The organism is Streptomyces sp. Rer75 (genome assembly GCF_013414305.1).
Taxonomy (GTDB): Bacteria; Actinomycetota; Actinomycetes; order Streptomycetales; family Streptomycetaceae; genus Streptomyces; species Streptomyces himastatinicus.
This window is the reverse complement of record NZ_CP058693.1, coordinates 1,342,227-1,354,102: the sequence shown is the minus strand read 5'-3', so window position 1 is coordinate 1,354,102 and position 11,876 is coordinate 1,342,227. Positions and strand designations below refer to the sequence as shown.

Annotated in this window: 12 protein-coding genes and 2 pseudogenes; 4 read left to right on the top strand and 10 right to left on the bottom strand. The window is 68.3% G+C overall.

What is annotated here, in order from left to right:
* Positions 1 to 45 precede the first annotated feature (45 nt).
* Positions 46 to 171, top strand: a complete 126-nt coding sequence (locus HYQ63_RS45870; RefSeq protein ID WP_373689027.1) for a hypothetical protein — start codon at positions 46 to 48, stop codon at positions 169 to 171.
* A gap of 169 nt (positions 172 to 340) precedes the next feature.
* On the opposite strand, the gene HYQ63_RS05090 is transcribed toward HYQ63_RS45870, so the two are convergent.
* A complete protein-coding gene (locus HYQ63_RS05090; RefSeq protein ID WP_179932716.1) occupies positions 341 to 1,081 on the bottom strand; it encodes an SDR family oxidoreductase in 741 nt (246 codons plus the stop codon).
* A gap of 95 nt (positions 1,082 to 1,176) precedes the next feature.
* Between HYQ63_RS05090 and HYQ63_RS05085 the strand changes: the two genes are divergently transcribed.
* Positions 1,177 to 1,740 carry a TetR/AcrR family transcriptional regulator gene (locus tag HYQ63_RS05085; protein ID WP_179932715.1) on the top strand — a complete coding sequence of 188 codons (564 nt, stop codon included), beginning with the start codon at positions 1,177 to 1,179 and terminating at the stop codon, positions 1,738 to 1,740.
* Positions 1,741 to 2,263: 523 nt separating this feature from the next.
* Here HYQ63_RS05085 and HYQ63_RS05080 read toward each other — a convergent pair.
* The 6 genes from HYQ63_RS05080 to HYQ63_RS05055 all read right to left on the bottom strand — a co-directional run bounded on the left by HYQ63_RS05080 (position 2,264) and on the right by HYQ63_RS05055 (position 8,299).
* On the bottom strand, positions 2,264 to 3,001 hold the full coding sequence (locus HYQ63_RS05080) for an HAD family hydrolase (protein ID WP_179932714.1): 738 nt from the start codon (positions 2,999 to 3,001) through the stop codon (positions 2,264 to 2,266).
* Positions 2,998 to 3,804: a DeoR/GlpR family DNA-binding transcription regulator gene (locus HYQ63_RS05075; RefSeq protein WP_257231629.1), complete on the bottom strand. Its 807-nt coding sequence runs from the start codon at positions 3,802 to 3,804 to the stop codon at positions 2,998 to 3,000. The genes HYQ63_RS05080 and HYQ63_RS05075 overlap by 4 nt, the downstream gene beginning before the upstream one ends.
* Positions 3,805 to 3,974: 170 nt before the next feature.
* A complete protein-coding gene (locus HYQ63_RS05070) occupies positions 3,975 to 5,042 on the bottom strand; it encodes a zinc-binding dehydrogenase (protein ID WP_179932712.1) in 1,068 nt (355 codons plus the stop codon).
* Positions 5,039 to 5,932 (bottom strand): carbohydrate ABC transporter permease, encoded by an 894-nt coding sequence (locus HYQ63_RS05065; RefSeq protein ID WP_179932711.1) that lies wholly within the window; start codon positions 5,930 to 5,932, stop codon positions 5,039 to 5,041. Before HYQ63_RS05065 ends, HYQ63_RS05070 begins: the two co-directional genes overlap by 4 nt.
* Entirely contained in the window at positions 5,929 to 6,894 is a 966-nt protein-coding gene (locus tag HYQ63_RS05060) for a carbohydrate ABC transporter permease (protein ID WP_179932710.1), read from the bottom strand. Before HYQ63_RS05060 ends, HYQ63_RS05065 begins: the two co-directional genes overlap by 4 nt.
* 55 nt (positions 6,895 to 6,949) lie before the next feature.
* Positions 6,950 to 8,299: a sugar ABC transporter substrate-binding protein gene (locus HYQ63_RS05055; RefSeq protein ID WP_179932709.1), complete on the bottom strand. Its 1,350-nt coding sequence runs from the start codon at positions 8,297 to 8,299 to the stop codon at positions 6,950 to 6,952.
* 219 nt (positions 8,300 to 8,518) lie between these two features.
* Between HYQ63_RS05055 and HYQ63_RS44350 the strand changes: the two are divergent.
* Positions 8,519 to 8,670: pseudogene (locus tag HYQ63_RS44350) on the top strand (AraC family transcriptional regulator); the annotation flags it as partial.
* A gap of 18 nt (positions 8,671 to 8,688) precedes the next feature.
* Complete coding sequence (locus HYQ63_RS05050; protein ID WP_179932708.1) at positions 8,689 to 8,868, top strand: nuclear transport factor 2 family protein; 180 nt, start codon at positions 8,689 to 8,691, stop codon at positions 8,866 to 8,868.
* Positions 8,869 to 9,028: 160 nt separating this feature from the next.
* On the opposite strand, the pseudogene HYQ63_RS05045 reads toward HYQ63_RS05050, so the two are convergent.
* The 3 genes and pseudogenes from HYQ63_RS05045 to HYQ63_RS05035 all read right to left on the bottom strand — a co-directional run.
* Positions 9,029 to 9,309: pseudogene (locus HYQ63_RS05045) on the bottom strand (response regulator); the annotation flags it as partial.
* 107 nt (positions 9,310 to 9,416) lie between these two features.
* The gene (locus HYQ63_RS05040; protein ID WP_179931891.1) at positions 9,417 to 10,601 is read right to left on the bottom strand and encodes an MFS transporter; all 1,185 of its coding nucleotides are present in this window, start codon (positions 10,599 to 10,601) and stop codon (positions 9,417 to 9,419) included.
* Positions 10,516 to 11,838, bottom strand: coding sequence for a PrpF domain-containing protein (locus HYQ63_RS05035; RefSeq protein WP_373689026.1), 1,323 nt, complete (start codon positions 11,836 to 11,838; stop codon positions 10,516 to 10,518). The genes HYQ63_RS05040 and HYQ63_RS05035 overlap by 86 nt, the downstream gene beginning before the upstream one ends.
* Positions 11,839 to 11,876: the final 38 nt, after the last annotated feature.

The following is an 11,876-nucleotide window of genomic DNA, read 5'->3' as shown; positions in this document are numbered from 1 at the left end:
CGTCCGTCGTCGCCCCGCCCTGAGGATCCTCTACTGTGTCGCGTCATGACGGTCCTGATCATCGGCGGTAGCGGGTTCCTGGGCGCTGAGCTGGTGCGCCAGGCGGCAGCGGCCGGGCACGCGACGGCCGCGACGTTCGCGACCAGGCCCGGCAGCACTCCGGGGGCGTGACGCGGTGTTCTCCGGCGCCCACGTCCACTACGACGAAAGCTGCCTCCCCGACCCTGTCACCCCTTACGGCGCGGCCAAGGCCGCAGCGGAGACAGAGCCACCCAGCGCAAGCTGCACATCACGTTGCGCGGCGCCCGGCAGTTCCTCGCGGTGGGCGCTTGAGCGCGCGTCATGCCTGGACGGTGGGGCGGACGTTGATCTCGCCGATCTCGACGTCGTCGGGCTGCTCGATGGCGAAGGCCACCGCGCGGGCGACCGCCGCCGGAGGGATGCCCACGGCGTCCATGTTCTTGCGCGTCTGCTCGCGGATGTGCGGGTCCGCCATGGAGTCGGCGAGATCGGTGCGGACGTATCCCGGCGAAATGGCTGTCGTGCGCACCACCCCGTCGGTGGACTCCGTGCGCAGCCCCTCGTGGACGGTGCGCACCGCGTTCTTGGTCGCGGCGTAGACGGCCATCGAGGGGGACACGGACAGTCCGGCCACGGAGACGATGCTCACCAAGTGGCCCGACCCTTGCTCACGGAAGACGGGCAGCGCGGCGGCGACGCCGTTGAGCATGCCGCGAAGGTTGACATCGATCATCGCCGCCCAGCTTGCGGTGTCGAGGTCGGCCAGCGGGCTGATCGGGGCGATACCGGCGTTGTTCACGAGTACATCCATACGGCCGTACTGGTCGATGGTGCTGGAGACCAGGCGGTGCAGATCCTCGGCCTGGGTGACGTCGACAACGCACGTGGCGGCGCGGCCCCCTGCCTCCCGGATGTCCTGCGCTATGGCGTCGATGCGCTCGCTTCGGCGCGCCGCGAGGACGACCCCGGCACCGCGCTCGGCGAGCAGACGGGCCGTGGCTTCGCCGATGCCGCCACTCGCCCCGGTGATGGCGACGATCTTGCCGTGAAGAGAGAGCATTGCTGCCTCCAAGTAAAGTGGACACGTGTCCGCAGTGCGATTCACCCTAGCGGACACGTGTCCACTTGTGCCAGGCGGAACATCAGGAGAGGCCCATGAGCGCGTCAGCCCGTCGTCCGGATGCGGTGCAGAACCGGACCCGCATCGTGGAGGCCGCCCGCGCAGCCCTTGCCGAGTCCCACCACGTCCACCTCAACGAGATCGCCAAGCGCGCCGGTGTGGGGCAGGGAACGCTCTACCGGAACTTCCCCAACCGCGAAGCGCTCCTCGCCGAGGTCTACCGGCGCGACGTGGAAGAACTCGTGACCGCCGCCTCCGCGCTGCTGGCGGAACACGAGCCCGTGGAAGCCCTGCGTCACTGGCTCGACCGAGTGATCGACTACGCCGAGATCAAGCGCGGCGTCCTGGCGGCGCTCGAGCCGGTGGCGTGGCAGGACCTCGTCGCCCACAGCCACAACCCCATCGAAGGCGCCCTCGCTCACCTGTTGGACGCCGGGCAGGCGGCCGGTTCCCTCCGTACGGACGTGGACGCCCACGGGGTCCTGCTGCTCATCGCCTACCTCGGCCGACTGGACCGGGATGAGTGGGAATCAACGGCACGGCCTCTGATGAGCGTCATCCTCGACGGCCTTCGCCGACCGGAGGCGTCGTCCGTCTGACCGTGGTCACCGATGTGGTGAATTCTCGTACTTCTTCTTCGAGGGCTCCTCAAGGCGTGCGAGTGTAGCGATATCTCGCTAGCCGGAGGAAATTGGGAGGGGGCCCAATTTGTGTCGTACCAATGACGGCCCCAGGCCGCGAGGGCACCCGCTTCCGCACGTTCTACCGGGAACAGGCACGCCGTACGAGTGTTCCGTGGAACGTCCGTGTCTCGCACCCGTCTCCGCAGTTGTCAGCCCTCCCCTGACGTTGACCAAGAGGCAAAACTCGTCGTTCAGGAGTGAGCTGAAGAGGGGAGGGATTCGAGATGGAGGATGACGAATGGCCAAAGCGCCCGTGGCGTGATCCTGCGTGGTGGCTGGTAGCGATTGCGGCTCTCGGATTAATTCATCAGATGATGGTGAACATGTTCCGGTAGCCCCAACTCCCCACACCGACGGCGATCCCCGCACCCCCGGCCACCGACTCGGCCCGCACCCTCCGCCTCACCCACCGACGCCTGGAAACCGCTCCGGGCAGCGGTCAGGTGACCAGCCGGAGGATGTCCGCCAGGCCCCGGTCGGCGCTGTGGCTTCCGGCCGGAAGGATGTAGGTGCGGAGCCCGCAGGCGGCCGCGCCGCCGTCGCGCACCGGATTGTCGCCGACCATGAGCGCGGCGCGGGGATCTGTCCCGAGATCGGCGCAAGCCGTGAAGAACAGCTGCGGGTCGGGCTTTTCGCGGCCGTGCTCGTACGAGATGACGCAGCTGTCGACCAGGCCGTCCAGCTTGTGGTGGGCGAGGTGGATGCGCAGGTCCCAGGCGAAGTCGCTCACAATCGCGATGCGCAGTCCACGGTCGCGCAGTGCCCGCAGGGTGGGCTCGGTGTCCGGGTAGGGGCCCCAGGCATCCGGGGCGGTGAGCTCCCGATAGGCCGTCTCCTCCACACCGCGCAGGAAGTCCACGTGCTCCCACCATCCGAGCATGGCGCGGTAGTGCCGCTCGGGGGAGAGGTCCCGGCCTTCCTGGAGGGCGACCACGGCGGGCAGCCGGAATGCGGTGCGCAGTTGCCGGGAGATTTCGGCCACGGCGTCATGGCCGTCCAGCAGGGCGAGACGGCCGGAGGCGGTGCCGACCCGGTGCAGCCATGTCTCCAGGTTGATCATTTCGAAGATCGTGTTGCTGAAGTCGAACAGCACGGCCCGGACCCGTGGCAGGGGCGCGGCCATCTCGGCGTCGGTGAGGCCGCGGGCGCTCGGCGTCTCGAACAGGGTGTGTCTCACGGGGCGGGCTCTTCGGGTTCGACCGTCTCGATGGGGACTCCGAGTCCGCGGATGGCCGCGAACTCCGCTTCGGGGGTGTGGGTGTCGGTGATGACCGCGTGGTAGTCGGCCACGGTGCCGTACGTGTACGTGGCCGTCTTGCCGAATTTCGAATGGTCCGCCAGGAGCAGTGCCTGCTCCGCGGAGGCGAGCATGGCCAGCTTCACCTCGACGTAGTCCTGCAACGGGTGGAAGAGCCGTCCTTCGAGGACGGCCGTGGCGGACATCAGGGCGAGGTCGGCGCGGATCCGGGACAGGGCGCGGGTGACGGCGGAGCCGGTGCAGGAGTTGAAGTCGCCGTGGTAGTGCCCACCCAGCAGGGTGATGTTCACCCCGGGCGCGCGGCCGAGGCGCTGCGCCAGGCCGACCGAGTTGGTGACGACGGTGAGCTGGTCCAGCCGAGCGAGCACGGGGGCGAGGGGGAAGAGGGTGGTCGAGTCGTCCATGAGTATCGTGCTGCCAGGCTTGACGCGGTCGGCGACGGCCGCGCACAGCGCGGATTTGGCCGCGAGGGCACTGTTCTCCCGGAACCGGGTGGCGGTTTCCATGGTGAGGGCGGGAAAGGCGACGGCCCGGCCGCGCTCCTTGCGCAGCAGATGGCGCTGGGCGAGGTCGTCCAGGTCCCGGTGCATCGTCATCAGGCTCACGTCGAAGCTGCGGGCGAGGTCGTCGATGCGGCTCTCACCGTGTTCGGCGACGTGGCGCAGGATGGCCTGCCGCCGTTCCTCGACAGCGGCCTGTGACAGTCGCGTACGGGCGGACACAGCGACTCTCCTTCCCCTTCGGGTCCTGGTCGGTCCAGCAGCAGGGGACGGGCCCCGGCCCTGCACGGCGGCGGTCGCACGGCTCCGGTCCCGCAGTCTCGCACACGGGCCGTGGAAGGCCAGGGCTCGTCCGGTCCACGGGCTGTGGGCTTCGGCCCGCCGTGCCACCATCAGGGACCGTCCACCGTGACCAGTACCTTGACGTGTTGCGGATCGGTGGAAGCGGCGAAGGCTTCGGCGGCGTCCTCCAGCGCATAGGTGGCGGTGACGATCTCACCGGTGTCGACGGTGCCCGAGGCGATGAGGGACATGGCGGTGCGGTAGTCCTCGTCGGTGTACATCAGGGTGCCCTCGATGCGGAGTTCCCGGTCCTGGATCAGGTCCAGGCGGATCGGGGTGGTTCCGGCGGCTCCCACGCCCACGACGACGATGTGGCCGCCCTTGGCCACCAGGTCGGTGGCCTGGGCCATGGACTGCTCCCGGGCCACGCAGTCGAAGATGACGTCGGCGGGCCCGCCCAGCGCTGCGTTGGCCTGTGCGACCAGGGCGGGCGCGTCGGCGGGCAGGGCCGCGTCCGCGCCGAGGCGGAGCGCGCGTTTCCGCTTGCCCTCCAGCGGGTCCGTGACGGCGATCCGGGTGGCGCCCGCGTGCCGGGCGGCGAGGAGGGTGAGCAGGCCGATGGGGCCGGCGCCGAGGACGGCCACGCTGCGTCCGGTGAGGTCGCCGGCCTTCGCCACGGCGTGCACCGGGGTCGCCAGCGGCTCGACGAGGGCGGCCTCGACGTCGGACATGCCCTCCGGGACGCGGTGGACGCGGTCGGCGGCGATGGTGAACAGGTCCGTCATGGCACCGGGCGTCTGGCAGCCGAAGACCTTCAGGTCCCGGCAGATGTTGTAGCGGCCGGAGCGGCACTGGGCGCACGTGCCGCAGTACAGGTTCGGTTCGACGATCACCCGGTCGCCGGGGGCGAAGGCCCCGGCTCCCCGCCCCGTCGCGGCCACGACGCCGACCGCCTCGTGACCAGGACGGTAGGGCAGGCCGACGAACGGGTGGTGGCCGGCCGCGGCGTGGGTGTCGGAGCCGCAGACGCCGACGACCTTGGTGCGCACCAGGAGTTCGTGGTCCCCGGGAACGGGGGCGGGCACCCGCTCGATGGTGATGTCGTCGATCGACCGGACGAGCACGCGGCGGATCTGCTGGGTCACGGTGGCGGGGTTCCCTTCGGCTCGGGCGGTCATTTCACGGCTCCCAGGGAGAGGCCGTGGACCAGCTTGTCCTGGGCGGCGATCCCCGCGATGAGAACCGGCAGCGACACCAGCGTGGCCGCCGCACACAGCCGGGCCAGGAACAGGCCCTCGTTGGTGATGAAGCCGACCAGGAACACGGGTGCGGTGGACGCCTTCGTGGCGGTGAGGTTCACGGCGAACATGAACTCGTTCCAGCTGAAGATGAAGCAGATCAGCGAGGTGGCGGCGAGCCCCGGCATGGCGACCGGCGCGACGATCCGCAGCAGCACGGTGGGCAGCCCGGCGCCGTCGACCTCGGCCGCTTCCAGGATCTCCTTGGGTACCTCGGCGAGGAACGACCGCATCATCCACACGGCTATCGGCAGGTTCATTCCGGTGTAGAGGACGACCAGTGTCCAGACGTTGTCCAGCATGCCGACGTCCTTGACGATCATGTACACCGGCAGCAGCGCCGCGATGAGCGGCAGGAACTTCGTGGACAGGAAGAAGAACATCACGTCGGTCCACTTCTCGACCGGCTTGATGGACAGCGCGTAGGCCGCGGGCACCGCCAGGGCGAGGACCAGCAGCGTCGAGAAGACACTGGCCATGGCCGAGTTGAGCAGGAACGGGGTGATGTCCCGGCCAAGCAGCAGCCCGTACTGGTGCAGGGTGAGCGGCGCGAACAAGCTGGGCGGGTTGGTGGCCGCGTCGGACTCCTGGTGGAACGACGTGAGCACCATCCAGGCCACCGGCGCGAAGAAGGCCAGGGTGGCGAGCCACGCGACGAAGGTCCACAGCGGCGACAGACGCGTGGGCTGACCCGGGTCCTCCGGGCGCCCGCGGCGGCGGAGTCTCTGGACGACGGTGCCGGACGTTGCCGGGGCGGTCGTGGCGGTCATCGGGACACCTCCTCACGGAACAGGGAGGCGACGACCCGCAGGGCGAACGTGGCGATGACGATCGAGCCGATCACCACGACGCCGCCGGCGGCCGCGGCCTGGCCGTACTCGAACTTGCGGAACATGGTCAGGTAGATCTCGTAGGGCAGGTTGGTGGTCTGGGAGCCGGGCCCTCCCTGAGTGATGGTGTAGACCGCGTCGAAGGTCTGCACCACGAAGATGGAGCCGAGCACGATGCCCAGCTCGATGTACTGCCGCAGGTGCGGCAGCGTGAGGTGGCGGAACGTTTGCAGCGCGGAGGCCCCGTCGACCTCGGCGGCCTCCAGGACGTCACCGGACTGGGCCTGGAGACCGGCCAGCAGGATGAGCATCATGAACGGCGTCCACTGCCACACCAGAGCGATCACCAGGGCCGGCATGGGATAGGACGACACCCAGTCGACCGTCGGGCCGTTCTCGGCACCGAACAGCCGGTAGACGGCGTTCAGGACGCCGTTGAGGAGCCCGTAGTCGGGGTTGTAGAGGGCGTGCTTCCACAGCAGCGCGGCGGCGACCGGCATCACCAGGAACGGTGCGATGAGCAGGGTGCGGGCCAGCCCTCGGCCCAGGAAGCGGCGATCGAGCAGCAGGGCCAGGCCCAGTCCGAGGACCACGCTGAGGACGACCACGGACGCGGTGAGTACGACGGTGTTGAGCACCGCGTGACGCAGCCGCTCGTCGGTGAAGACGAACTCGTAATTGGAAAGGCCGGTGAAGTGGCGTTCGCCCGGCTCGAGGATGTTCCACTGGAACGTGGAGATCACGATCGTGGCCACGAAGGGCAACTGGGTCACGATGATCGTGAAGACGAGCGCCGGCAGCAGCGGGAAGCGACGCCGCCACCTCCGGCCGTCCACGGCCCTGAGCGGGCGGCGGGCAGGTGGTCGCATGGTCTTCTTCGGGGCGTGGATGAGCGTGGTCATGGGGTTCCTCCGCCGAGGCCGACTGGGGATGGGGTGGCGAGGCCGGGGGAGTGGTTCACCTGTGCTTCTCGGCAACGTCCTCGGCGAGCTTCTGACCGTCGTTCAGCGCCTTGTCCACGCTGGTCTTGCGGGCGATGGCGGCGGAGATCTCCTGCGTCACTTTGGTGCCGAGGTCCTGGAACTCGGGAACGGCGACGAACTGGATGCCCACCGTGGGCCGCGGCTGGACACCGGGGTCGGACGGGTCGGCCTGCTCGATGGACCGTAGGGTGATGTCGCCGAACGAGCCCGCCGCCTTCTTGTACTCGGGGATCTCATAGGTGCTGGCCCGCTTTCCGGCGGGCACCCTCGACCAGCCCAGCTTCTGGCCGACGAGCTTCTCGTACTTCTTGCTGGACGCCCAGAGCATGAACTTCGCGGCGAGATCGGCCTTCTTGGTGGTCTTCGGCATCGCCCAGGCCCAGGACCACAGCCAGCCGCTGGACTTGGTCCGCTCCACGGGCGCGTACGCGTAACCGATCTTGCCCGCGGCCTTGCTGGTGCTCGGGTCCTCCAGGGAACCGGCCGCGCTGGTGGCGTCGTACCACATGCCGACCTTGCCCTGGCTCATCGCGTTCAGGCACTCGGTGAACCCGGACTGCGCCGCGCCCGCCTCACCGTGCTTGCGGACCAGATCGACGTAGAAATGGGTGGCCTTCTTGAAGCCGCCGCTGTTGACCTGTGCCTTCCAGTCCTTGGTGAACCAGGTGCCGCCGAAGGTGTTCACCACGCTCGTCAGCGGCGCGCCGAGCTCGCCCCATCCGGGCAGGCCACGCAGGCAGATCCCCTTCATGCCCGGCTCCGCGCCGTCGACCTTGGCGGCGAGGTTGGCCACCTGCCGCCAGGTCGGGTGCTCGGGCATCTTCAGGCCCTTCGCGGCGAAGACGTCCTTGCGGTACATGAGGAAGGACGACTCGCCGTAGAACGGCAGGGCGTAGAGCTTGCCGTCCGAGCCGGACAGGGACTGCACCATCGGTTTCAGCAGGTCGGCCTTGTCGAAGCTCGTGTCCTTGTCGGCGTAGGAGCCGAGCTCGTGCAGCCACCCGTTCTTCTCCCAGATGGGTACCTCGTAGGCCCCGATGGTGGCGACGTCGTACTGACCGGCCTGGGTGGCGATGTCCTGGGTGACCTTGTCGCGCAGCTCGTTCTCGGGGAGGACGGTGAAGTTGACCTTGATGCCGGTGTCCTTCGTGAAGGTGTTCTTCGTGAGCTTCGCGACGTCCTCCATCTGCGGGTTGCCGACCATCAGCACGTTGATGCTCTTGCCTCCGCCCGAGGATCCCCCGGCTCCGGCTCCGGAGCAGGAGGTGGCGAGAAGGGCGGTGGCTGCGGCGCCGGCGACGAGGACGTATCTGGTCGATCGCATGACGGGGGACCTCTCGTGCGGGTGGGACGGGAATCGGAGTAGGGGCTTCCCCGGGGTGTCGGACGCGTTGTCGATGGCGAAATTATTAGCATGGGATCGCTCCGTTGTTAACACATATTGCGAGAAGTTCTCTCCGGATCTATCGGCGATCCGCCTCGCAGGGGTGCGGACAGTTCGTACTCGATCCGCCGGCACTTCCGACACCGGGCACCTCCCGTGGGTCGGCCCGTGTCCGGTGTCGCACACGCAGTGAGGTACGCGCCCCGAGCGCTTTCCTCACCGCGTTCCGCCGAACCGTGGGCACCTCGCCGAGGCGCTACCTCGACGGCGACGTGTCGCTCGACGCGGCGCCCGTCACGCCGCCGTCATGAGCAGCATCGCCGAGATGTATGTGCGCCTATGAAGCCCTCGTCCGTACCTGCCTGGCTGCGATCAGCGCGGGCGATGCGGAAGCCTGGCTCGCCTGCTACACCCTCGACGCGGTGTCGGAGGACGTCCGGCTCAACTCCTTCTGGCGAGGACACGACGGTCTCGACGCGGGGGTGCGCTCCCCCTTGCCGCCCTCGTGAGCCCGGGTGGACGCCGCTGGTCCGGGGGACGGGGGCTCGGGCTCGGACATGGCGGGCCCACGCCCTTCCGGTCACCGGCCGTCGATGAGCGCTCTCAGCTCCTGACGGCGAAAGCGTAGTACGGGGAAGGCGGTGTTCCAGATTCCCGGGGCCGGGCGCCCGCGGCCAGAGCCATGACTTCGCGTTCGCGGTCGGTGAGGTCGGCCAGGCTTCTCCGGGCCGCGGGGTGGGTGCCGGGCTGGGGGCGCCGGCGACGACGGTACGGATGCCGGCGACGAGGCCCTCTTTGGCGACGTGTTCCTCGGTCTCGACTGTGGTGAGGATGAGGACGCGGGTGGTGGCGAGGTCGGGGTCGGCGCAGATCGTGGCGGTGGCGGTGAGACCGTCGGTGCCGGGCATGCGGATGTCCATGACGACGATGTCGGGGTGATGGGCGCGCGTCGAGCAGATAGGCCGTCCAGCCTGTCCGGGCAGCCCCCGCCCGTCTTCGTGTGGCCGCCGATAGGGCCCTCCTGCATGTGCAGTAGACGCCCTGCGGTGTGGCGGGGTCAGATCACTGCCTGCTGCCGCTCCTTCGCGAAAGCGAGCCGTGCCGGGCGGGTCCTGGGGCCGAAGATTGCCAGGGCGATCGCCCCCAATATCCAGGTGCCGGCGATGAAGAAGAAGACGAACTGGTAGCCCGTCTTGTTGTAGAGGGCCGCGACGATCAGGGGGCCTGCGGCGTTCGACAGCCGGCCCAGACCGTAGGGGATACCGGTCCCCAGCGAACGGCTACGGGTGTCGAAGAGCTCGGGGGAGTAGGCGTAGGCCAGGGCCGTATAACCGCGCTCGAACAGGTTCACCAGGAAGCCGAAGACGACGATCAGGACGGGATCGAAGGTGAGTCCGTAGAAGAGGCCGCACAGCGCGATGGCCGTGCCGAAGGCCACCAGACACCACTTGCGCTCGAACCGGTCGGTGACCAGGGAGGCCAGGAAGGAGCCGAGCGGTGCGCCGACCGTCGTGAGAGCTACGTAGAAGACCGACTTCTCGATGCTGAAGCCTTCCTTGGCCAGCAGGGTAGGTGCCCAGCTCGAATAGCCGAAGAAGCCGATGGTCTGCGTCACCCACAGAACCGTGAGCAGGAGTGTCGGCGCAAGGTACTTCCTCTGGAGCAGGAGGCGCAGCGGAGCCTTGGCGGACGGTGCCTCGTCGGCCGGGGGCGCGGGCTCGGGAAGGGGGCCCGTCTCGGCGGCGACTTGACATTCGATCTGGTTGAGGACCGCGTCCGCCTTGCGGTAGTCGCCTCTGCTTTCGTGCCAGCGGGGCGACTCTTTGATGTGCCGGGTGAAGAAAACGAAGAGAATACCGAGGGAACCAAAGAGGAAGACCAGCCGCCACGACCAGTCGCTGAGCGGCACGACCGCGCTGGCGATGAGATTGGTGGCCGGCGTGCCGCAGATACCGATGACGATGGCGTAGGCCTGGAACTTGCCACGGACGGCGGCAGGGTAGATCTCGTTGACATAGATGACTGCCACGACGGTCATGGCGGACAGCCCCGCCGAGGTGAGGACCCGGAACACACCGAGCGAGACGATGTCCCAGGAGAATACCGAGGCGAAGGAGAAGGCCCCGAAAAACAGCGTGGTCGAAGTCAGCGCATTCTTACGGCCCCACCGGTCGGCGATGCCACTGGCGATCACGGATCCGAAGAACATGCCGACGAACGACCGCGAGGTGACATAGGCCACCTGGTCGATCGTGACTCCCCACACGTGGATGAGCTTGGGGGCGGTGGTGGCGAAAGAGCCGCATCGGGTTGGCGACGAGCAGCTTGTGCTGTTGCTCCGTGGTGACCGCCACCTGGGGGACGTAGTCGACCAGAAGCCCGTCGTCGGGCATGTGGTCGGTGAGGTTGGGATGGGGCCAGTCGGTACCCCACAGCACGAGATCCGGGAATTCTTCGATGGCTCGGCGAGCGAAGGGCACGACGTCGGCGTAGGCGTGCTGTTGGCCGTCAAGAGCCGCCGGTCCGGTGACGCTGAGGCGCTCGGGGCAGGTCACCTTCACCCATACGTTGTTGCGTTCGACGAATCGCAGAAAGTGGGCGAACTGAGGCCCGGCGAGGACGCCGATCGACTCGTGGCACACGTGCGGGATGAAGCTGCGGGTGTTGATCGTGCCACCGCGGGCGGGCGGGGAGGCGAGCGTCATCTTGGGATAGTTCTTCGCGGTCACGTCGCCGAGCCCCATCAGCTCGCCGCAGGTGAGGCGTAGAGCTTCCATGTGGTCCCTGAGTTCCTTGTCGACGTTCAGAGCGGCAACGGACTCGTGGCCGGTGCGGTTGAGGTCGGAAGCGTCGACGATCACCAGTGGCTGCCCGTTGTCGATGCAGGTGACTTCGATGGGCCCGACGCCCTCGACCTCGACGCGGTCGCGGGTGTGGCCGGTGGGCAGCAGAGCCGAGCAGACGGAGCCCGCGGTGTCGAGGAAGTTGATCGTGATGGGCGCCGCCGTACCGCGAACGCCGTCGATACGGGTGTCGCCCGCGTAGTCGACGTAACGGCCCGACTCGCCTTCCGGCGTACGGACGGTGATCTCGGCGGCCAGGCCGGTGTTGAGGGTGAGTACGCGTGCCGTGGTCGTGTCGCTTTCCGGGACGAGCAGCCCGGACTCAATGGCGAAGGGCACGACGGCCGCCAGCATGTTGCCGCAGTTGGGTGTGGTGTCGACGATATCGCTGTCGGGCTGAAGCTGTGCGAACTCGAACTCGAGATCCGTGTCCGCTCGGCTGCTGGGTCCGACGATGCCGGCCTTGCTGGTCAACGGGGTGGCGCCGCCCAAACCGTCGAGCTGGCGAGGATCGGGTGACCCCATGGCCGCCAGAAGCACCGCGTCACGCGCGGTGCGATCCGACGGCATGTCGCCGGCGCGGAAGAATGGCCCCCGAGACGTGCCGCCGCGCATGAACCAGCAGGGAACCGCCACCTGGCTGCCTCGCAGTCGCGGAGGTGGACTCCCGGCAG

What these genes read in the sequence shown, in the direction of transcription:
- HYQ63_RS05070 (WP_179932712.1), bottom strand. Translation starts at nt 5,042, where the DNA reads ATGACCGCCCGAGCCGAAGGGAACCCCGCCACCGTGACCCAGCAGATC.
- HYQ63_RS05085 (WP_179932715.1), top strand. Translation starts at nt 1,177, where the DNA reads ATGAGCGCGTCAGCCCGTCGTCCGGATGCGGTGCAGAACCGGACCCGC.
- HYQ63_RS05055 (WP_179932709.1), bottom strand. Translation starts at nt 8,299, where the DNA reads ATGCGATCGACCAGATACGTCCTCGTCGCCGGCGCCGCAGCCACCGCC.
- HYQ63_RS05060 (WP_179932710.1), bottom strand. Translation starts at nt 6,894, where the DNA reads ATGACCACGCTCATCCACGCCCCGAAGAAGACCATGCGACCACCTGCC.
- HYQ63_RS45870 (WP_373689027.1), top strand. Translation starts at nt 46, where the DNA reads ATGACGGTCCTGATCATCGGCGGTAGCGGGTTCCTGGGCGCTGAGCTG.
- HYQ63_RS05050 (WP_179932708.1), top strand. Translation starts at nt 8,689, where the DNA reads ATGTGCGCCTATGAAGCCCTCGTCCGTACCTGCCTGGCTGCGATCAGC.
- HYQ63_RS05090 (WP_179932716.1), bottom strand. Translation starts at nt 1,081, where the DNA reads ATGCTCTCTCTTCACGGCAAGATCGTCGCCATCACCGGGGCGAGTGGC.
- HYQ63_RS05065 (WP_179932711.1), bottom strand. Translation starts at nt 5,932, where the DNA reads ATGACCGCCACGACCGCCCCGGCAACGTCCGGCACCGTCGTCCAGAGA.